The following is an 18,773-nucleotide window of genomic DNA, read 5'->3' as shown; positions in this document are numbered from 1 at the left end:
CAGAGCCTCCTCGAATTGACGAAACAGCAAGCGGACGAACGTCTTTCGAACAGCACGAGCCGAGCCCGATGCGCGCGGCATCCGGGCAGCGGCGACCGCCCTACCGTGGGTGATTTCAGCGAATGCGCAGGGCGCGAGGAAGATCCCGCGCTGCGCTGTCGAACAGATTGTGCGCGAACGCCGCTGCTATCGAGCGACTCCGGACCGGGTATCCATGCTCATCCTCCAACTTCACGGCCCCGAGCTCCGCGGCCCTTGTTCTCATGCACAGCGAAGACTAGGCGTTTACACAATAAAACGGAGGGGCTTCCTTCAAAAAAAGCTGGACAGGCGACTGAATTCCCAGCCCGGACGATCAGGGGTGCCCCCGCGGTACCCCACGCGGGGTGTGAATGTGAGCCACCACACTTCCGACTGGAAACCTTAGGAGTCGAAACGTTGCATCTGCGTTGCATCGACGCCCATGCGCCGATCCAGCACTCGAATCTTGGCCTCTATCTGTGTGTACAGGGCCGAATCACGGTCGACGGTCGATCGATAGGCCACCCAGGCCGCGGTATCGTCGCGTCCCTCGGCGCCGGAAGTCCACCGGCTCAGCACGGCCGGATCGCCCGAACGCAGCACCGCGGTCCGCAGCCGCACGCGCAATTCATCGCGAATGTCTATCACTCCCGGCGCGGTCGACCGCGGCAGCACCGGTCCGGCGTACAGGCGCACCGCGGCATCCACATCGCCGGAATCCAATGCGGCACGCAGCGCCTCGACATCGGTGGCCAGATGGACGCGCATCCGATACGGCCGCGAGCCGAAGGCATGTGGGCCGACCACCGCGCGCAGTCGCGAGACGGCCGCGCGAATGGTCGCGTTGTCCAGATCGGTGTCGTCGAGCAGGAGGGCCAGATGGTCGGCGGACAGGCCCTCGGGATGTTCGGCCAGCAACAGCAGGATCTCGGCATGCCGCTGGGACAGCGCGACTCGCTCGCAGGACACGGTCAGCTGCGCCTGCCCCAGCCCGAGCACGTCCAGCGCCAGCCGTCCGGCCGGTCGCCGATCCGACGAATCCCCCGCTCCGCCACGGCGTATCGCACCGCGCTGCTGCGCGCGGACGGCCGCCAGCGCGAGATCCATCTCCGCCGCGGTCGCCGCGGCCTTCACCAGCGCCAGGATCTCCGGACGCGCCACGCGCACACCGCCGGCGATCATCAGGACCCCCACCAGCCGCCCGTCCGGATCATGGACGGGCGCAGCGGCTCCGGTGATCTGATGCATGCGGTGCAGATAGTGTTCGGGGCCGTGGATCCAGCTCGCGCGGTCGGTGCGCACGGTCAATCCGACGGCGTTGGTCCCGACGCGCCGCTCGCTCAGATCGTTGCCCTCGCACAGCCCGGCCTCGGCCGCGGCGGCCACCCGATCCGGAGTGCCGTGCACCGACAGCACCCGGCCGAACTGATCGGCGATCACCACGATCAGTCCGGTGCTCGTCGCATCCTGCAGTAACAGCTTGTCCACCAACGGCATCACGGCCGCGATCGGATGGTTGTCGCGATAGCGCTGCAGATCCGTGCCACGCAGCCCGCGGCCGTCGAGCACATCCATCGGATCGACCCCGCCGCGCAGACTCCGCAACCATGATTCGAGAACCAGCGGGCGCAGCAATCCCGGTAACTGACCCAGCTGCTCGCCACCGACGGTCAGATAGCCGTGTGCCTGGGCCGCATAGGATTCCAGAGCGCCGAGTTGCGTGCCCGGCTCGACCCCGTGTCCGGCTGCGCCGCCGCCTGCGAGATTGCTGACCATTTGCCTTTCTTCCCGCCCCAAACTGTACCGGCGGGAACACACCTGGTCCTCTCGAGTCCAGTGTTTGTCCGACAGGTCACAGTGCGGCGGCGACTACCGCGCGTCCGGGCGGAAGGCCGCGACATTGCGGTCCCGCACGGCGCCCCACCACAGGCCGGTGCCGTAGGCCAGATCGTCGAGGCGTTTGCACAAGAGATAGCGCACCGGATCGAGACCGCCGGGTTCGCGGTGGGTGAACCAGTCGGCCAATCCGTCGGCCACGGCCATGGTGAGCGCTATCCGGCGGATGCGCGGGGAGACCACCATCGCCAGCAGGGTCACCGGCCAGTAGTGCCGGCACAGCGCCGAGGCGATTCGCCACACGCCGCCGGAGAAGCCGCGCGCCAATTGAATCGCGGCGACCCGGGTCGGATTGTCGAGTTCGGCGAAGACGCGGCGCAGCCGGATCAGCGCGGCCACCAGCGTGGCCAGACCCGCGATCAGGCTCCAGCGGGTCGCCGCCGCCAGCAGCGCGGTGGCCACCACGGCCCAGAACGGCACGGACGACGGCGTCGCGGCGTCCGCGTGCCGACGTGCCAGCGGCGCGGCGCCCGCACCGTGGGATACCTTGCGCCCGAACCACTTTCCGAACGACACCGGATGGTCGCAGGCGACGTGCGCGGCGGGTTCGTAGCGCAGCCGCCAGCCCGCATCCTCGAGTCGCCGGCACAGATCGACATCGGTGGCCGAACGCATCCGCTCGTCGAATCCGCCCTCGGCCAACAGCGCCCGCCGCCGCACCAGCAGCGCGGTACCCGGCACATACGACACCGCGCCGTCCGCGGTGACGGCCGTCTCGCGCCGCCCGCGATCCAGCGACGAGCGGGTGTGCTCATAGCGGCCCAGCACGGTGGTGTCGGGCTCGCGCGCGACGATGCGCGGGGCGACCAGCGCCACCTCCGGATCGCTGAAATGGCCGAGCATCACCTCGAGCCAGCCCGCCCGCGGCACCACATTCGAATCCAGGAAGGCGACGAACTCCGTTGTGGCGGCTCGCAATCCGGCGTTACGGGCCGAGCCCGGGCCGTGCCGTCGATCGTGGCGCAGCACGGTGACCCGGCAGCGCCCGCGGGTGCGCGGGATGCGCACCGGCCGATCCGAGCCGTCGTCCACCACGACCACGCTGTGCCCGCGCAGCGTGCCGAGCAGCCGCTCCAGGCCGTCCGTGTCGTTGTAGTGCGGCACCACCACGGTCACATCCTCGGGCGAGGGCAACAGGCGCGGACGGGGATTGGCCACACCGGAGTCGAGCAGCCGTCTGGCAACCACGGCCGACTTGGGGTCGGTCACCTCCAGATAGCCGTCACCGATCAGGGCCGCCGCCTCCGGCGCGAGTCGCAGCAACCTCGTCGGCGAACCCCCGACCAGGTACCGACCACCGGAGTAGGTGCGCACCCGTGGATCGATTCGAACCCCGAACCCGTCGGGCAGTCGATCATGGCGCATTCCTGGGATGCTATGCGCTCATTGCCGTTCGGGCACACAGTGTCGAATAAAACGCACCGAATTCGATACGAATACCGCGCGCGCCACCCGACGCGCCGCCCGGCGACCCGGCTGCTATTCATCGGAGTTGCTGGCTATCGGATCGCAACTTCCGGTCGGATGCGATGAAGATCACCGCGAACAGCGCGCCGGTTCATCATCGGCAAATACCTCGAATCGCCGTCGTCCGGGCGTTCTTCGGGCAACCCGCGCACACACGGACCGATACGAACAGGGCGGGCTCTAGACTGCGGAGGGATAAAGCACGTTGAACAGTAGATGACGGGTTGCCGACGGGTGGTGGGGCTGCGGCACGGTCGCGAGGTGGCATGGGAGTCGGACGGATGCAGACGAGCGGGGGCGGTAATACCCTGTCGGAATCCGAGATCGTCGAGGCCGCATTGCGGGTCGTGCGCGAGGACGGAGTGGACAAACTGTCCATGCGCCGGCTGTCTCGCGAACTCGGCGTCTCTCCGATGGCGCCGTATTACTACGTGGCCGACAAACGCGAACTACTGGATCTGGTCGCCACCGCGGCACTGACCGGCGTGCGCAAACCACCGCCGGAATCGGGCCCGTGGCAACAGCGACTGCGCGATCTCATCGATCAGATCGACGAAAAGCTGCGCAAACATCCGGGGCTGGGCGATGTGCTCATCGAGCAGATGCTCGGAAAACAACTCGATCTGATCGCCGCGGTGATGGAGATCCTGTTCGAGGCCGGATTCGACGATCGCAATGTGCTCGCCTCGTACGCGACCATCCATACCTATCTGTTCGGGCGCGCGCGGGTGAATCCGCGCGATCGGGCGGGCCTGGCCGATGTCGCACTGCCCGAGGCGGTCGAGCGGGCGGTGAAACATATCGGCGATCTGCGCGGGAAGTACTCCTACGACTTCGGCATCAGTGTGCTGATCGCGGGCCTGGAGGCCCAGCTTGTCCGGCAGCGGGAGGGCCACGTATCGTGATACTAGAACACGTTCTAGTTCTGGTACGGCTCGAGAGGACACCATGACCACCGTTGAAGTGCCACACGGCTCGCGATCTGCCGTGCTGCGGGTGTCCGCGGTCATCACCGAGACGACCGACGCCTGCTCGCTGGTCTTCGACGTACCCGAGGAGCTGCGCGAGCGGTTCACCTATCAGCCGGGCCAATTCCTCACCCTGCGCATCCCCAGCGAGCGGACCGGATCGGTGGCGCGCTGCTATTCGCTGGCCAGCTCGCCGCATACCGACGACCGCCCGAAGGTCACCGTCAAGCGCACGGTCGACGGCTATGCCTCGAATTGGCTGTGCGACAACGTGAAGGCCGGCGACGAGCTCGAAGTACTGCCGCCCTCAGGCGTTTTCACGCCCAAGGATCTCGACGAGGATCTACTGCTGTTCGCCGCGGGCAGCGGCATCACGCCGGTGATGTCGATCCTCAAGTCGGCGCTGGCGCGCGGTAGCGGCCGGGTGGTGCTGATCTACGCCAACCGCGACAGCGAATCCGTCATCTTCGCCGACGAATTGCGCGAACTCGGCGATAAGCATCCGCAGCGGTTGATCGTCGTGCACTGGCTGGAGACACTGCAGGGCCTGCCCAGCACCGAGGGACTGGCCGCACTCGTCGCCCCCTACACCGCCCACCGAGCCTTCCTGTGCGGCCCCAAGGCCTTCATGGACCTGGTGCACGACGCCCTGGCCCAGATCGGCGTGCCGCGCAACCGAACTCACGCCGAGATCTTCAACTCCCTTGCGGGCGACCCCTTCTCGGTGACCGCCCCCGCCGAGGTCACCGACGAGGAGGCCGCCGACGCCGCCACCGTCGAGGTCGAACTCGACGGCGAGGTCCACAACCTCCGCTGGCCCCGCCGCCAAACTCTGGTGGACATCATGCTGGCCAAGGGAATCGACGTCCCCTACTCCTGCCAGGAGGGCGAATGCGGCTCCTGCGCCTGCACGATCCTCGAGGGCAAGGTCGAAATGACCAACAGCGAAATCCTCGACCCCGAGGACATCGAAGCGGGCTACATCCTCGGCTGCCAGGCCCACCCCATCACGGACCACCTCAAGATCCAGTTCTGATCCAGCGCCCAACTTCTCGCCCGGCCCCTCACGCCCTGCCGTCGACGGGGCCTCCCAGCACCACCCGCTCCCGGCCGTAGGCGGACCCCTCAGCGCCACCCACTCCTTGTCGTAAGCGGGGCCCCTCAGCGCCACCCGCTCCTTGTCATAAGCGGGGGCCTCCCAACGCCACCCGCTCCCGCCGCAGGCAGGCCTCCCAGCGCACCCACTCCCTGTCATAGACGGGCGCTCCCAGCGCCCCACCCTTTGTTCCCCGTCCCAGGCGCCTGGGACGGGGATCCCTACCGCATATCCCGATACCGCTGCCGCACTGGGCCTTCCAGATGCTCGGTGGCGTAACTCAAAGCGGTGCGGCCCATTTCGGCGGCGTGCTGGTCGAGGAAGTTCAGTAACAGGGTGCGGTCGATGCGTTTGCCCACCTCGCGGAGCATCCAGCCGACGGCCTTCTGGATGAGATCGCGGCGGTCGTCGAGCAGGCGCTCGCACAGGGCGAAGGTGGTGGTGGGGTCGCCTGCTTTGATGAAGGCGAAGGTGGACAGCAGGGCCACCCGGCGTTCCCAGAGCGAATCCCGTTGGGCCAGTTGGAATAACAGGTCGCGGGGGCGGGTCGACAGCCAGGGGCCGAGGATGTTCTCGGCGGAGATGTCGACCAGGTCCCAGTTGTTCACCCGGCCGCGGCGCACGGCCCCCAGATAGCAGGCGACGATCCGCTCCTGTGCCGCGGCATCGTTCGTGCGCGGCTTCATCGCCATGGCCATGGCGGCATTGAGAATCACCAGCGCGGCCATCCGATGCTCGTGCACCGGACTGTCGAGCAGCACGTCGATCTCGGAAAGCGGCAGCTCCGCAAACTGTTTGGCCACCGCGCGGGTGGCGGGCACCCGGACACCGAGGAAGACATCGCCCTCGCCGTACTCCCCCGGCCCGGTCTTGAAGAACCGCTGCAGGTGGATGGCGTCGGCCGGATCGGCCACGGCCACCAGGGCCTGCTGCACCGCAACGGCGGTCACGCTCAGCCCCGGGTGGCGGCGTCGGCGGTAGCGCCGAGGATCCGGCCGGATTCGAAGGCCGCCGCACCGGCAGGCAGGGCGCCGGGGCGACCGCTGTTGAGCACCGTCACCGCGCCCGAACCCGCGGTCGGGCGGCCGAGCGCATCCATCCGCCGAAGGGTTTGGGCGGCAACGGCTTCGGCGCTGTCGAACAGTCGCACATGATCGGGCAGCGCGGCGATGATCGAATCCATGACCAGCGGATAGTGCGTGCAGCCCAGCACGATGCCCTCGATATCGTCCGGGGTCTGCTCCGCGGCTCGCTGGATCGCCTCTCCGATGGCGGGCAGATCGCCGTGGTCGATGGCATCGGCCAGTCCATGGCAGGCCACGCCGACCACATGCGCGTCCCCGCCGAAGCGGGCGATCAGATCGGCCTGATAGCGGCTGGCGGTGGTCGCGGCCGTCGCCCAGACCGCCACCGTGCGGCAGACCGCCGCGGCGGGCTTGATGGCCGGCACCGTCCCGATCACCGGCACCTCGGGGCCGACCTCGGCGCGCACCTGTTCCAGCGCGGTCACGCTGGCCGTATTGCAGGGCAGCACGATGACTTCGGCGCCCATCCGCATCGCCCGCCGGGCCGCCTCCAGCACCCGATCGACCACCCACGGCTCGGGTTTCGGCCCCCACGGCGCCCCGTCCGGGTCGGTTTGCAGCAGCAGATCCAGATCCGGCCGCAGCGCGCGCAGCCATGCCCCCGTGGGCAGCAGGCCCAGTCCCGAGTCGATGAGCGAGACGATCACACGCCCAACTGTATTAGCGTCCCCCGACCCGAGTTCCTCCGCATGGGCCAACCTCACACCCGATGTCGGCCACATCTCCCGGCCAAGAGGTCCGGGAGCGGCCAAGTTGCCAGCCACATCTCCCGGCCGAGCAGTCCGCGAGCGGTCAGTTGCCAACCACACCTCCCAGCCGAGCAGTCCGCGAGCGGTCAGTTGCCGACCACACCTCCCAGCCGAGCAGTCCGCGAGCGGTCAGTTGCCGACCACACCTCCCGGCCAAGCGGCGCGAGCCCGCCCGGAGGACGTCAGTCGACGGTCGAGTGGTCGCGGGCGATGAGCTGGGGGCGCATCTTCATGACCTGGCCCGAGCGGCCCGCGCCGACGACGGCGGTGAGGACTCCGTCGGCGAAGTAGTGGGCGACGAATCTGCGGCCGTCGTCCTCGACGACGCGGACCTCGTCGGTGGGTGACGGGGTGCCCAGGACCTGGATCTTCAGCTGGTACTGGTCGCTCCAGACATACGGGACGCGCGGGACGGCGGGCGGCTCGGCGCCGAGCAGGGCGCAGGTCAACAGCTGAGCCTGTTCGCCCGCACTGGTCCAGTGTTCGACGCGGCGCTGCACACCGGTGTCGTGGCGCCAGGCCGCGACGTCGCCGACGGCCCATACGCCCTCGACCGACGTGCGACCGACCTCGTCGGCGAGGACGCCGCCGCCCGCATTGGGCGCGGCGAGCGCGATACCCGAGTCGGCGAGCCAGTCCGTGACGGGGACCGAGCCGACGCCGATCACCACCAGATCGGCGTCGACCACGGTTCCGTCGCCCAGACGGGCGCCGCGAGCCGAATTACCCTCCACCACAAGCGAATCCAGCCCGACGCCGCAGCGCAGATCGACGCCGGCCTCACGATGCAGCCGGGCGACGAGCGCACCGACCCGCTCGCCCAGCGCCGCCGCCAACGGTGCCGGTTGTGGTTCTACCAGAACCACATTCACCTCGCGAGCGCGGAAGCTGGCCGCGAGCTCACAGCCGATGAAACCCGCGCCGACCACCAGCACCGTGGTCGCACCGGACAGCCCGTCGCGCAGGGCCACCGCATCCGAATGTCCGCGCAGCATATGAACGCCCGCGACCTCGGGCAATCCGGGAATCCGCTTGGGGCGCAGCCCTGTCGCGATGATCAACTGTTCGTAGTCCACCGCGGAACCATCGGCCAGCCGCACCCGGCGGGCCGCGGTGTCCACCCCTACCGCGGGCACCCCTAGGCGCAGCTCGATCTCGTTGTCGGCGAAGAACTCCGGAGGCCGTAGAGTGGTGTCATCGGTCTCGCCGCGGATGAATTGCTTGGACAGCGGCGGACGGTCGTAGGGCAGCAGCGATTCGTCGCCGATGAGGATCAGCCCGCCGCGGTATCCACCGCGCCGCAATTCCTCCGCGGTGCGCAGGCCCGCCAGGCCCGCGCCGACGATCACGATCGGACGCGCCACAGTAGTCACCACTCCAACATATTCTAGAACACGTTCTAATTTCCATCGTGATGCGCGCCACAGTCATAGCGCCCGGCAATCGTTGCGGATCAGATATTGATCGGGCGGTCAATCAGAGTTATACCGAGTGAGGAACATATCCCTTGCCTACGAGGAGGCACATGATGTTCACCGATAGCCGCGCACAGGATTACATCGCGGTCGTGCTTGGCGTCTTCACCGCGCTGTCACCCATCTGGGTCGATCATGGCGATCGTGCGATGTGGACGTTGGTCGTTCTGGGTGTACTCATCGCGCTGACCGGCCTGGCGCAGATCTCGCGTCCGGCGCTGGCCGGCCTCGATTATGCGATGGGTCTGTTCGGGGTGCTGCTGTTCATCTCCCCGTGGGTGATGAACTTCCAGGCCTACAATGGCGCGTCGTGGACGGCGTGGATCGTGGGCGTGCTGACCGTGGTGGTAGCGGTGGCGGCACTGCCGCAGGTAGCGGGGCGCCTGCACACGGCCCACTGACGCAGATGCCCAAACCCCATCGAGCAGGGCGTCGCCGAAGCAAGAAGGTCGACGGTGACGCCCGTCTGCTCATTCTGGATGCGGCCGAAAGCCTGTTCGCCGCGCACGGTTTCGATGCGACGGCGACGGCGGCCATCGCCGCGACCGCGGGGGTTCCCAAGGGCCTGGTCTTCTACTACTTCCCCACCAAGGAGTCGATCCTGTCGGCGCTGATGGCCGAGCGGGTGCCGACCCCTCCGCTCGAGAACATCGATATCGTTGTCACACCGGGTGATCCGGCCCGGAGCCTGGTGAATCTGGACGCCGCGCTGAACCTGCGCGACCATCACTCCTCGGTACTGCGCGTCATCATGTGGCGCGAGGCCGATACCCATCCCGATGTGCGAAAGCAGCTGCGCCGCATGCGCGATCAGCTCCTCGACATCACCGCCCGCGTGCTGGCCGACAGCGCGCCCGGCCCGGTGCGGCCCGGCACACTGCGTGCCTGTGCGGGCGCCTGGGTGTCGGCCATGCTGGCCATCGCCACCACCGATCGGCTGCACGCCCTCGACGGCCTCGCGGTGGCGACCGCGGACGAGATCCTCAACATCTCGCAGGTGGTCGCCGCGGGCATGACCCATATGGGCTGAGCGCCGATCGACACGCCACCTGCGGGTCTGGGCGCGGTATCGGGTTCCCGCTGGAAGTTCACATAACCTTCCCTCTCCCGGCTCGGCGTGTCGCCTAGCCATGAGCGCGTTTGACACTTGAATACCAACTGGCCAGTCGTCCGTAGCTGAACATTTGCCATGGAGGTTATCGGTGTGACCAGTCAGGGTTCGGTTACCAAGCGCGGCTATACCGGACTGCTCCTGAGCGTCGTGGTCGGCGTCGTCCTGGGCCTGATCGCGGCCGTCCCGGCCGGCGCGCAGCCGCTGTATCCGGTGCCCGACCCCGATCCCTTCTACGCGGCCCCGCCGGATCTGGCCGACTACGCCGCGGGCGATGTGCTCGCGGTGCGGGCGATGCCGCCACTGCTGTCGTTTCCCGGCACCAGCGTCACGCTGATCAAGTTCCGCTCCGCCAACTCCCACGGCGAGCCGATCGCGGCCACCACCACCGTGCTGACCCCGTTCACGCACCGCCCCGACGGGCCGCTGCTGTCCTATCAGCACATCATCAACGGGCTCGGCACCCAGTGCGCGGTCTCGCACGTGCTGTACACCGGCGATCCGAATCTGGCGGTGCGCGAGGCACCCGCGCTGAACGCCCTGCTGTTACGCGGCTGGAGCGTCGCCCTGCCGGATCATCTCGGACCGCAATTCGCCTACGGCGCGGCGCGGTTGGGCGGTCAGATCACCCTGGACGGGATTCGCGCGGTCAAACGGATTCCGGACCTTCAGGTGACACAGAGTCCGGTCACCATGGCCGGATACTCCGGTGGCGGGATGGCGACGGCCTGGGCCGCCGCGCTGCAGCCCAGTTACGCACCCGAATTGGATATCGCGGGCGCGGCCACCGGTGGCGTGCCGATGAATCTGGAGACGATGGTCAAGGCGCTGTGGACCAATCCGCATCCGGCATTCGGACTGGCCATGGCCGCGGCGATCGGACTCGAGCGCGAATATCCGGATCGGCTGCCGATCAGCGACTATATGAACGCGCGCGGCCTCGCCGCCAGCAATGCCATGGCCAACGGATGCACCAACGAAATCCTGGCCACCGGCGCCGGGCGCAGCGTCCTGGATTTCGCGGCCAACACCTCGCTGGTCGACAGTCCGGAGGCCTGGAAGGTGGTGGAGGAGAACAGTCTCGAACTGTTCGACGGCGTGCCGAACATCCCGATCTTCGAATGGCATTCGCAGTCCGATCCGCTCATCCCGATCGATGCGATCCTCGATACCAACGCCCGCTACTGCGCGGCCGGTGTGCGCCTGCAGGCCGAGGTGAATCCCTCACCGGAACATCTCTCCGCGGCGGTACTGGGCCTGCCGTCCATGGTGAACTGGCTCGATGCCCGTTTCCGCGGCGAACCGGCGCCGAGTAACTGCTGAATTCCACACCGAGGCAGTGTCAGTGACAAATCGCTCCCGCAATCGGACTCACTCGGGCGGCCTCCGGCACGACTGGACGCCCTCGCCTAGCATGGCGGCTATGACCGACGCCGACTTCGCCAGCTTCGGGGAACCGAACCGCTCCCGGCCTGAGGGATATCGCCTCACCCATCCGGTGAACGATTCGGGCCCGGCGGCGACGAGCGGCCTGACCGGCTACGACCCGACCGTCCGGACGAGCCTCGGCCAGGACAACGGCGTGCACTGGACACAGCCGGCGGAGGCGGGCCCACAGTGGCCGGGCGGGACGGCACCCACGGTCACGCCGCGGTCCGAATCGCCCACGCCGCGTTCGGAATCGGTGGGGGCCGCACCGGATTCGGTGACGATCAGGCCGGAACCGCGAGGTTCGGTCGAATCGGTTCGGCCCGAGCCACAGCCGCGCCCGGATCTCAACAACCACCGCGCCGAGGAGAGCACCTACCGCCTCGAGCCGGAGCCCGCCCGCCGCGCGGCGACCGAGCCCACGCGCCGCGCCGAACCCCCCGCATCCCGCCGGGCGGCCCCGGAGCCTCCCCCATCCCGCCGCGCGGCCAACCGCCACGCCAGCAATCCGCTGGAGGACGCCCCGACCACGGTCGACATCCATCTGGTGATGCGCCTGCTGCTGGCCAGCCATACCCTCGAAACCGTCGCCCGCAAGGCCGAATCCGGGGAGGCGTCGCTGGAGGAGTTCATCCGCGCCGCGCATCGCACGCGGACCACCGCGGTCGATCTGGTCTCCGCCTGGTTCGGCGGCGCCACCCAGATGCGCCAATTCGCCGAGGCCCTGCTGGCCGCCACCGAAACCTCTTGAGCGATAACGCCTCTCAGCGAGTGGCTTCCAGACCGCGGCCGCTTCTCTGATAGAGGGCGATACCGGCCGCCACGGAGACGTTCAACGATTCCGCGGCCTCGCTCATGGGGATGCTGACCGAAATCTTGCGCACGCCTTGGAAATCGCTGGAAGGGCCGGTCTTCTCGCTGCCGAACAACAGCGCGAGTCGTTCGTCGCGCCGCTCCAGCTCGCCGAGCGTAATCGCACCGCCCGCATCGAAAACCACCATCGGCACGCCATTGTCGGAAAGGTACTTCGTGGCCGCGGCGCGATCGGCGAGCACGATCGGCAGCGAAAACACATAGCCCCGACTGGCTCGGATGAGACGTCGGTCGGCAATGCTGGTGAGATCGCTGTCGACCAGGACGATGCCGGATACACCCAATGCGTACGAGGTCCGGATGATCGCGCCGATATTGCCGACGATCTTCACGCCGTCGAGGACGACGAGGTCACCCGGCTTCTTCTCGGTATCGGCGAATCCGCAGGGCCGCGGGACGCGCGCGATGCCGAAGACCTTGGGCTTCTTCTCCACCTTGAACACATGATTGACGATCGCGGAATCCATCGTCCGGATCGGAATCCCACGCGATTCGGCGACGGCGACGATATCGTCCGGCAGCGGATTCTTTTCGGTCGCATAGATTTCGACGAAATCGAGTCCGGCACGCAGGCAGTGCGAAATCGGTTCGATGTCCTCGATCAGCGTGGTCTTGATGTTCCCTCGGGAGGGCTTCGTAATGTCGAGAATTCGCTGCACCGCGGGATCAGATTTATCCGTGATGGTGGGCATCGCCGTCATATCGACGAGTCTAGTTCATCGAAATACGAAGAGGGCCGCCCCCTTTCGGGAGCGGCCCTGTTCGCGTACTTACCTTCCGAGGAAGGACAGGATCACTTGACGATCTTGGTGACCCGGCCGGCGCCGACGGTGCGGCCGCCCTCGCGGATGGCGAAGCGCAGGCCCTCTTCCATGGCGACCGGCTGGATGAGCTTGACGCTCATCTCGGTGTTGTCGCCCGGCATGACCATCTCGGTGCCCTCGGGGAGGGTAACGACACCGGTCACGTCGGTGGTGCGGAAGTAGAACTGCGGGCGGTAGTTGTTGAAGAACGGGGTGTGGCGGCCGCCCTCGTCCTTCGACAGGATGTACGCCTGGCCCTCGAACTCGGTGTGCGGGGTCGTGGTGCCCGGCTTGATGACGACCTGGCCGCGCTCCACGTCCTCACGCTTGAGGCCGCGCAGCAGCAGACCGACGTTGTCGCCGGCCATACCCGAGTCGAGCAGCTTGCGGAACATCTCGACGCCGGTGACCGTGGTCTTCTGCGTCTTCTCGCGGATGCCGGTGATCTCGACTTCCTCGTTGACGTTGATGATGCCACGCTCGATACGACCGGTGACGACGGTGCCACGACCGGTGATCGTGAAGACGTCCTCGATCGGCATCAGGAACGGCTTGTCGGTCTCACGAACCGGCTCCGGGATCGACTCGTCGACCGCGTTCATGAGCTCGAGGATGGCCTCGGTCCACTTCGGGTCGCCCTCGAGCGCCTTCAGACCGGACACGCGCACGACGGGGGCGTCCTCGTCGAACTCCTGCGAGGCCAGCAGCTCGCGGACCTCCATCTCGACGAGCTCGAGGATTTCCTCGTCGTCGACCATGTCGGACTTGTTCAGCGCGACCAGGATGTAGGGCACGCCGACCTGACGGGCGAGCAGCACGTGCTCACGGGTCTGCGGCATCGGGCCGTCGGTGGCGGCCACGACCAGGATCGCGCCGTCCATCTGGGCGGCACCGGTGATCATGTTCTTGATGTAGTCCGCGTGACCCGGGGCGTCGACGTGGGCGTAGTGCCGCTTCTCCGTCTGGTACTCGACGTGGGAGATGTTGATCGTGATACCACGAGCCTTCTCCTCCGGCGCCTTGTCGATCTGGTCGAACGCGAAAGCCGCGTTCAGGGTCGGGTACTTGTCAGCCAGCACCTTGGTGATCGCCGCGGTCAGCGTGGTCTTGCCGTGGTCGACGTGACCGATGGTGCCGATGTTGACGTGGGGCTTCGTCCGCTCGAACTTCGCCTTCGCCACTTGATGTCCTCCTGGACTTGTTGGTGCTTGCTAAGCAGCAGTGCGGTTTGGGATCACCCCCGCATGCGCGGGGATTGGGTCTTTCTGACGCCCGGACTACTCGCCGGTCGCCTTGGCGATGATCTCCTTCGACACGTTGGCCGGAACCTCCGCGTACGAATCGAACACCATGGAGAAGTTCGCCCGGCCCTGGGTCTTCGACCGCAGGTCACCGATGTAACCGAACATCTCCGAGAGCGGAACCAGCGCCTTGACGACACGGGCACCACTGCGCTCCTCCATGGCCTGGATCTGACCACGGCGGGAGTTCAGGTCGCCGACCACTTCGCCCATGTAATCCTCGGGCGTGGTGACCTCGACCGCCATCAGCGGCTCGAGGATCACCGGACCGGCCTTGCGAGCCGCTTCCTTGAAAGCCTGCGAGCCGGCAACCTTGAACGCCATTTCCGAGGAGTCGACCTCGTGGTAGGCGCCGTCGAGCAGCGAAGCCTTCACGTTCACCAGTGGATAGCCAGCGAGCACACCGTACTGCATGGCGTCCTGGATGCCCGCGTCGACCGACGGAATGTATTCCTTCGGGACGCGACCACCGGTGACCTTGTTCGCGAACTCGTAGGTCGCGCCATCCTCGCCTTCGACCAGGGGCTCGAGGGCGATGATGACCCGCGCGAACTGACCCGAGCCACCCGTCTGCTTCTTATGGGTGTACTCGAACTTCTCGACCTTCTTGGTGATGGTCTCACGGTAGGCCACCTGCGGCTTACCGATATTGGCCTCGACCTTGAACTCGCGCTTCATGCGGTCGACGTAGATGTCGAGCTGGAGCTCGCCCATACCGCCGATGACGGTCTGGCCGGTCTCCTGATCCAGCTTCACGTTGAAGGTGGGGTCCTCCTCCGCGAACTTCTGGATGGCGGTGCCCAGCTTCTCCTGGTCGGCCTTGGTCTTCGGCTCGATCGCGACCTCGATGACCGGGGCCGGGAAGGTCATGGACTCCAGCACGATCTGGTTCTGCGGATCGCACAGGGTGTCGCCCGTGGTGGTGTCCTTCAGACCGATGACCGCGTAGATATGACCGGCCTGCGCCTCGGCGACCGGGTTCTCCTTGTTGGAGTGCATCTGGAACAGCTTGCCCAGACGCTCCTTCTTACCCTTGGTCGAGTTGATGACCTGGGCACCGGAGTCGACCCTGCCCGAGTACACGCGGACGTAGGTCAGCTTGCCGAAGAACGGGTGCGTCGCAACCTTGAACGCCAGGGCCGCGAACGGCTCGGTGACGTCGGCGTTGCGGTGGATGATCTGATCTTCCTTGTTCGGCACATGGCCGTCGGTGCCGCCGTCGTCCAGCGGGTTCGGAAGGTAGTCGATCACGGCGTCGAGCATGGGCTGCACGCCCTTGTTCTTGAACGCCGAGCCACAGAGCACGGGGTAGAGCTCCGAGTTGACCGTCATCTTGCGGATCGCGCCCTTGATCTCCTCGATCGAGAGCTCGCCGCCGCCGAAGAACTTCTCCAGCAGCGCCTCGTCCGACTCGGCGACGGTCTCCAGCAGCTCCTGGCGGTACTGCTCGGCACGGTCCTTCAGATCCTCGGGGATCTCGACGACCTCGTACTGCTCGCCCAGCTTGGTCTCACCACGCCACACCTTGGCGTTGTTCTCGACCAGGTCGACGATGCCCTCGAAGGTGTCCTCGGCGCCGATCGGCAGCTGGATCACCAGCGGCTTGGCACCCAGGCGGTCCTTGATGGTCTGCACGGTGAAGTAGAAGTCCGCGCCGAGCTTGTCCATCTTGTTGACGAAGCAGATGCGCGGGACGTCGTACTTGTCCGCCTGCCGCCACACCTGCTCGGACTGCGGCTCAACGCCCTCTTTGCCGTCGAAGACCGCAACTGCGCCGTCGAGCACACGCAGTGAGCGCTCCACCTCGACCGTGAAGTCGACGTGTCCCGGCGTGTCGATGATGTTGATCTGGTTGTCTTTCCAGAAGCAGGTCGTCGCGGCGGACGTAATCGTGATGCCGCGTTCCTGTTCCTGGGCCATCCAGTCCATCGTGGCCGCGCCGTCGTGGACCTCACCGATCTTGTAGGTGATACCGGTGTAGAAGAGGATGCGTTCGGTTGTCGTGGTCTTACCGGCATCGATGTGGGCCATGATGCCGATGTTGCGGACCTTGTTGAGGTCGGTGAGCACGTCCTGTGCCACGGAAATCTTCCCCGCTCGTAGCTAGTTGGGATTTACGGGAACGACCCTGTCGGGGGTCATCACTTGTTCAACGTCGAGCGCGGCGGTATAATGCCGCGCCCGACTGTGACTCGCCTCCCGGCGCCGTTCCTTCACCGGCGGCGGTCCGGGCGGTGGGTCACCAGCGGTAGTGCGCGAAGGCCCGGTTGGACTCGGCCATCTTGTGGGTGTCCTCACGACGCTTCACCGAGGCGCCCAGACCGTTGCTGGCATCCAGCAGCTCGTTGGCCAGACGCTCGACCATGGTCTTCTCACGACGCTGGCGGGAGAAGCTCACGAGCCAGCGCATCGCCAGAGTGTTGGCGCGGCCGGGACGAACCTCGACCGGCACCTGGTAGGTGGCGCCACCGACACGACGCGGCTTGACCTCGAGGGCCGGCTTGACGTTGTCCAGCGCGCGCTTGAGGGTCACGACCGGATCGGTGCCCGTCTTCTCGCGCGCCTGCTCCAGCGCGCCGTAGACGATGCGCTCGGCGATCGACTTCTTGCCGTCCAGCAGGATCTTGTTCACCAGCTGGGTGACCAGCGGCGATCCATACACCGGATCGTTGATCAGGGGACGCTTGGGAGCGGGGCCCTTGCGCGGCATTAGCTCTTCTCCTTCTTGGCGCCGTAGCGGCTGCGGGCCTGCTTGCGGTTCTTCACACCCTGGGTGTCGAGCGAACCGCGGATGATCTTGTAGCGCACACCCGGGAGGTCCTTCACACGACCGCCGCGCACGAGCACCATCGAGTGCTCCTGCAGGTTGTGGCCCTCACCGGGGATGTAGGCCGTCACCTCGACCGCGCTGGTCAAACGAACGCGCGCGACCTTGCGCAGCGCGGAGTTCGGCTTCTTCGGGGTCGTGGTGTACACGCGGGTGCACACGCCACGACGCTGCGGGCTCCCCTTGAGGGCCGCGGTCTTCGTCTTCGCGACCTTGTCGCGGCGACCCTTGCGGACCAGCTGGCTGATGGTTGGCATATACCGGCTTTCCTTATTCAGTAACCAGGTGTCTGGAACTAACTCTTCATGTCTGTGTCATCGAGCTTTCACCCGCGTCCCGAGCTGCGTTCCCTGCGTCCCGAGGTCGGGCGTGTCGCGCGCAGCGCGGGCCTGTCTTTTCGGGCACGCTGAAACGTTCGGCCGCTCTCGCTGGCTTACGTCCTGCACACAAGCTTGCCCGCACGTTCCGGGCACAGCGATCCACGATACCCGTCGGCGCGGCGGGGGGCAAAAGCAGGTACCCCCGTGGTAGGTGACGGGTCGGACGAATATGCGGTCTATCGGGCGAGGTTCAGGGTCAACTCTGCCAGTTTCTGTGCCGCATCGCACGGATCAGGATGTCCGCCGCCGGGTCGGTAGTTGATCCACCAGCCGATGATGCCGGTATCGGCGGCCGGGGCCATCACACCGCAGGAGTCCGGATCGTTGGGTCGATGGACCTGCATCGAACGCCTGCCCTGCACGTTGACATCGGTGGTCTGATAGCCGAGCCGATCGTTGTTCTGCTTCTCGTTGCTCAGCGTGCCCATCTCGTACCAGTTCAGCGTGGCCATGCCGTCGCCGCCCGGCGCGCCGGACAGCGACCACATGCAGACCGCGCCGTTGAAGGTGCCCGGGATGCTCTGCGCGCCGGTCGCCTTGGCGATCTGATCCGGCTGCACCACCTCGCATTCGCGCAGCAGCTTGTCGAAGTTCATGTTGACCCCGCCGCCGGCCCCGGCCGGCTGGGCGGAACCGGGGACGGTGCGCCCGCATCCGCCGACCGCCACCGCGACGGACAGTGCGGCGATCGCCGCCACCGCGACTCGTGATCTCATCGCGCCCCTCATTTCAGCCGCTGCACGGTCAGCTCGGCCAGCTTGCGGTTCTTGTCGCAGGGATTCGGGGAGGGCAGCCCGAAGGCGCCCGCGTAGGTGGACCATTCGAAGAAGTCGTCGCCCAGCTGCACCGCCAGGTCGCAGATCTGGCCCGTCTGATCAGCGTCCTGGAAGCCCTTGTGCCCGCCGACATCGATGGTCTCCGGATTGCGGCCCTGCGCGGTCACCCACGCTCGCTCGCGGTCGATCGGGCTGCCCCGATAGGACGCGAAGGTGACTGTGGGCCCGTCGAGTCCGCCGCCCTGAAAGTTGCAGCCGACCGAATTCTTGAACGTCTGCGAGATCTGGCCCAGGCCACCGAGATCGCGCACCTCGTCATCGGTGACATGCCCGCACTCCCCCACGAACGGGCCCAGTGCGGCCACCTTCATCGGCGGCCGCACCGGCGGGCTGTCACTATTGGATTTGTCCGACCCGCAGGCGGTCAACAGCGCCGCGATGGCCGCGCCCGTGACGATCGCCGCCGAGATCCTCCGCATGGAGGGAACTCTACTGGGATCCGGGTACCGGCCGACGG

The 18,773-nt window shown here is 66.8% G+C and carries 18 protein-coding genes; 6 read left to right on the top strand and 12 right to left on the bottom strand.

Going from position 1 to position 18,773, the window contains the following annotated elements; all coding sequences use genetic code 11:
- Nucleotides 1-423: 423 nt before the first annotated feature.
- Both ACIA76_RS25340 and mftF read right to left on the bottom strand, forming a co-directional pair.
- Nucleotides 424-1,797, bottom strand: a complete 1,374-nt coding sequence (locus ACIA76_RS25340; protein WP_397154753.1) for a GAF domain-containing protein — start codon at nucleotides 1,795-1,797, stop codon at nucleotides 424-426.
- 93 nt (nucleotides 1,798-1,890) lie between these two features.
- Complete coding sequence (gene mftF, locus ACIA76_RS25335; protein ID WP_397154751.1) at nucleotides 1,891-3,282, bottom strand: mycofactocin biosynthesis glycosyltransferase MftF; 1,392 nt, start codon at nucleotides 3,280-3,282, stop codon at nucleotides 1,891-1,893.
- A gap of 383 nt (nucleotides 3,283-3,665) precedes the next feature.
- On the opposite strand from mftF, the gene mftR2 reads away from it, so the two are divergent.
- Complete coding sequence (gene mftR2 / locus ACIA76_RS25330) at nucleotides 3,666-4,289, top strand: mycofactocin system transcriptional regulator MftR2 (RefSeq protein ID WP_397154749.1); 624 nt, start codon at nucleotides 3,666-3,668, stop codon at nucleotides 4,287-4,289.
- Between the two features lie 43 nt (nucleotides 4,290-4,332).
- Nucleotides 4,333-5,388 carry a 2Fe-2S iron-sulfur cluster-binding protein gene (locus ACIA76_RS25325; RefSeq protein WP_397154747.1) on the top strand — a complete coding sequence of 352 codons (1,056 nt, stop codon included), beginning with the start codon at nucleotides 4,333-4,335 and terminating at the stop codon, nucleotides 5,386-5,388.
- A gap of 281 nt (nucleotides 5,389-5,669) precedes the next feature.
- On the opposite strand, the gene ACIA76_RS25320 is transcribed toward ACIA76_RS25325, so the two are convergent.
- The 3 genes from ACIA76_RS25320 to ACIA76_RS25310 all read right to left on the bottom strand — a co-directional run bounded on the left by ACIA76_RS25320 (nucleotide 5,670) and on the right by ACIA76_RS25310 (nucleotide 8,646).
- Nucleotides 5,670-6,404 carry a DNA alkylation repair protein gene (locus ACIA76_RS25320; protein ID WP_397155071.1) on the bottom strand — a complete coding sequence of 245 codons (735 nt, stop codon included), beginning with the start codon at nucleotides 6,402-6,404 and terminating at the stop codon, nucleotides 5,670-5,672.
- Nucleotides 6,401-7,180: a glutamate racemase gene (locus ACIA76_RS25315; RefSeq protein WP_397154745.1), complete on the bottom strand. Its 780-nt coding sequence runs from the start codon at nucleotides 7,178-7,180 to the stop codon at nucleotides 6,401-6,403. The genes ACIA76_RS25320 and ACIA76_RS25315 overlap by 4 nt, the downstream gene beginning before the upstream one ends.
- A 284-nt stretch (nucleotides 7,181-7,464) precedes the next feature.
- Entirely contained in the window at nucleotides 7,465-8,646 is a 1,182-nt protein-coding gene (locus ACIA76_RS25310; RefSeq protein ID WP_397155069.1) for an NAD(P)/FAD-dependent oxidoreductase, read from the bottom strand.
- Between the two features lie 164 nt (nucleotides 8,647-8,810).
- Between ACIA76_RS25310 and ACIA76_RS25305 the strand changes: the two genes are divergently transcribed.
- The 4 genes from ACIA76_RS25305 (at nucleotide 8,811) to ACIA76_RS25290 (ending at nucleotide 12,047) form a co-directional block, all read left to right on the top strand.
- On the top strand, nucleotides 8,811-9,158 hold the full coding sequence (locus tag ACIA76_RS25305) for an SPW repeat protein (RefSeq protein WP_397155067.1): 348 nt from the start codon (nucleotides 8,811-8,813) through the stop codon (nucleotides 9,156-9,158).
- Between the two features lie 5 nt (nucleotides 9,159-9,163).
- Nucleotides 9,164-9,787 carry a TetR/AcrR family transcriptional regulator gene (locus ACIA76_RS25300; protein ID WP_397154743.1) on the top strand — a complete coding sequence of 208 codons (624 nt, stop codon included), beginning with the start codon at nucleotides 9,164-9,166 and terminating at the stop codon, nucleotides 9,785-9,787.
- A 174-nt stretch (nucleotides 9,788-9,961) separates the two neighbouring features.
- Nucleotides 9,962-11,191 (top strand): lipase family protein, encoded by a 1,230-nt coding sequence (locus ACIA76_RS25295; RefSeq protein ID WP_397154741.1) that lies wholly within the window; start codon nucleotides 9,962-9,964, stop codon nucleotides 11,189-11,191.
- 100 nt (nucleotides 11,192-11,291) lie between these two features.
- Nucleotides 11,292-12,047 (top strand): hypothetical protein, encoded by a 756-nt coding sequence (locus ACIA76_RS25290; RefSeq protein WP_397154739.1) that lies wholly within the window; start codon nucleotides 11,292-11,294, stop codon nucleotides 12,045-12,047.
- A 13-nt stretch (nucleotides 12,048-12,060) separates the two neighbouring features.
- Here the strand turns inward: ACIA76_RS25290 and nshR are convergent, their stop codons facing one another.
- The 7 genes from nshR to ACIA76_RS25255 all read right to left on the bottom strand — a co-directional run bounded on the left by nshR (nucleotide 12,061) and on the right by ACIA76_RS25255 (nucleotide 18,735).
- A complete protein-coding gene (gene nshR, locus ACIA76_RS25285) occupies nucleotides 12,061-12,870 on the bottom strand; it encodes an NshR/TsnR family 23S rRNA methyltransferase (protein ID WP_397154737.1) in 810 nt (269 codons plus the stop codon).
- 92 nt (nucleotides 12,871-12,962) lie between these two features.
- On the bottom strand, nucleotides 12,963-14,153 hold the full coding sequence (gene tuf / locus ACIA76_RS25280; protein ID WP_397154735.1) for an elongation factor Tu: 1,191 nt from the start codon (nucleotides 14,151-14,153) through the stop codon (nucleotides 12,963-12,965).
- Nucleotides 14,154-14,249: 96 nt separating this feature from the next.
- Nucleotides 14,250-16,355 (bottom strand): elongation factor G, encoded by a 2,106-nt coding sequence (gene fusA, locus ACIA76_RS25275; protein WP_397154733.1) that lies wholly within the window; start codon nucleotides 16,353-16,355, stop codon nucleotides 14,250-14,252.
- Nucleotides 16,356-16,512: 157 nt separating this feature from the next.
- A complete protein-coding gene (gene rpsG / locus ACIA76_RS25270) occupies nucleotides 16,513-16,983 on the bottom strand; it encodes a 30S ribosomal protein S7 (RefSeq protein ID WP_397154730.1) in 471 nt (156 codons plus the stop codon).
- On the bottom strand, nucleotides 16,983-17,357 hold the full coding sequence (rpsL, locus tag ACIA76_RS25265; protein ID WP_062514304.1) for a 30S ribosomal protein S12: 375 nt from the start codon (nucleotides 17,355-17,357) through the stop codon (nucleotides 16,983-16,985). The genes rpsG and rpsL overlap by 1 nt, the downstream gene beginning before the upstream one ends.
- Nucleotides 17,358-17,656: 299 nt before the next feature.
- Nucleotides 17,657-18,196 (bottom strand): DUF3558 domain-containing protein, encoded by a 540-nt coding sequence (locus tag ACIA76_RS25260; protein WP_397154728.1) that lies wholly within the window; start codon nucleotides 18,194-18,196, stop codon nucleotides 17,657-17,659.
- Nucleotides 18,197-18,204: 8 nt separating this feature from the next.
- Nucleotides 18,205-18,735 carry a DUF3558 domain-containing protein gene (locus tag ACIA76_RS25255; RefSeq protein WP_397154727.1) on the bottom strand — a complete coding sequence of 177 codons (531 nt, stop codon included), beginning with the start codon at nucleotides 18,733-18,735 and terminating at the stop codon, nucleotides 18,205-18,207.
- Nucleotides 18,736-18,773 lie beyond the last annotated feature (38 nt).

This window comes from Nocardia sp. NPDC051570, assembly GCF_044454005.1.
In the GTDB taxonomy this organism is placed as follows: Bacteria; Actinomycetota; Actinomycetes; order Mycobacteriales; family Mycobacteriaceae; genus Nocardia.
This window is presented reverse-complemented; position numbering and strand designations above follow the sequence as displayed.

Coding starts and splice junctions, on each gene's coding strand:
- ACIA76_RS25290 (WP_397154739.1), top strand. CDS start 11,292: ATGACCGACGCCGACTTCGCCAGCTTCGGGGAACCGAACCGCTCCCGG.
- ACIA76_RS25340 (WP_397154753.1), bottom strand. CDS start 1,797: ATGGTCAGCAATCTCGCAGGCGGCGGCGCAGCCGGACACGGGGTCGAG.
- rpsG (WP_397154730.1), bottom strand. CDS start 16,983: ATGCCGCGCAAGGGCCCCGCTCCCAAGCGTCCCCTGATCAACGATCCG.
- mftR2 (WP_397154749.1), top strand. CDS start 3,666: ATGCAGACGAGCGGGGGCGGTAATACCCTGTCGGAATCCGAGATCGTC.
- mftF (WP_397154751.1), bottom strand. CDS start 3,282: ATGCGCCATGATCGACTGCCCGACGGGTTCGGGGTTCGAATCGATCCA.
- ACIA76_RS25305 (WP_397155067.1), top strand. CDS start 8,811: ATGTTCACCGATAGCCGCGCACAGGATTACATCGCGGTCGTGCTTGGC.
- nshR (WP_397154737.1), bottom strand. CDS start 12,870: ATGACGGCGATGCCCACCATCACGGATAAATCTGATCCCGCGGTGCAG.
- ACIA76_RS25325 (WP_397154747.1), top strand. CDS start 4,333: ATGACCACCGTTGAAGTGCCACACGGCTCGCGATCTGCCGTGCTGCGG.
- ACIA76_RS25255 (WP_397154727.1), bottom strand. CDS start 18,735: ATGCGGAGGATCTCGGCGGCGATCGTCACGGGCGCGGCCATCGCGGCG.
- rpsL (WP_062514304.1), bottom strand. CDS start 17,357: ATGCCAACCATCAGCCAGCTGGTCCGCAAGGGTCGCCGCGACAAGGTC.
- ACIA76_RS25300 (WP_397154743.1), top strand. CDS start 9,164: ATGCCCAAACCCCATCGAGCAGGGCGTCGCCGAAGCAAGAAGGTCGAC.
- ACIA76_RS25260 (WP_397154728.1), bottom strand. CDS start 18,196: ATGAGATCACGAGTCGCGGTGGCGGCGATCGCCGCACTGTCCGTCGCG.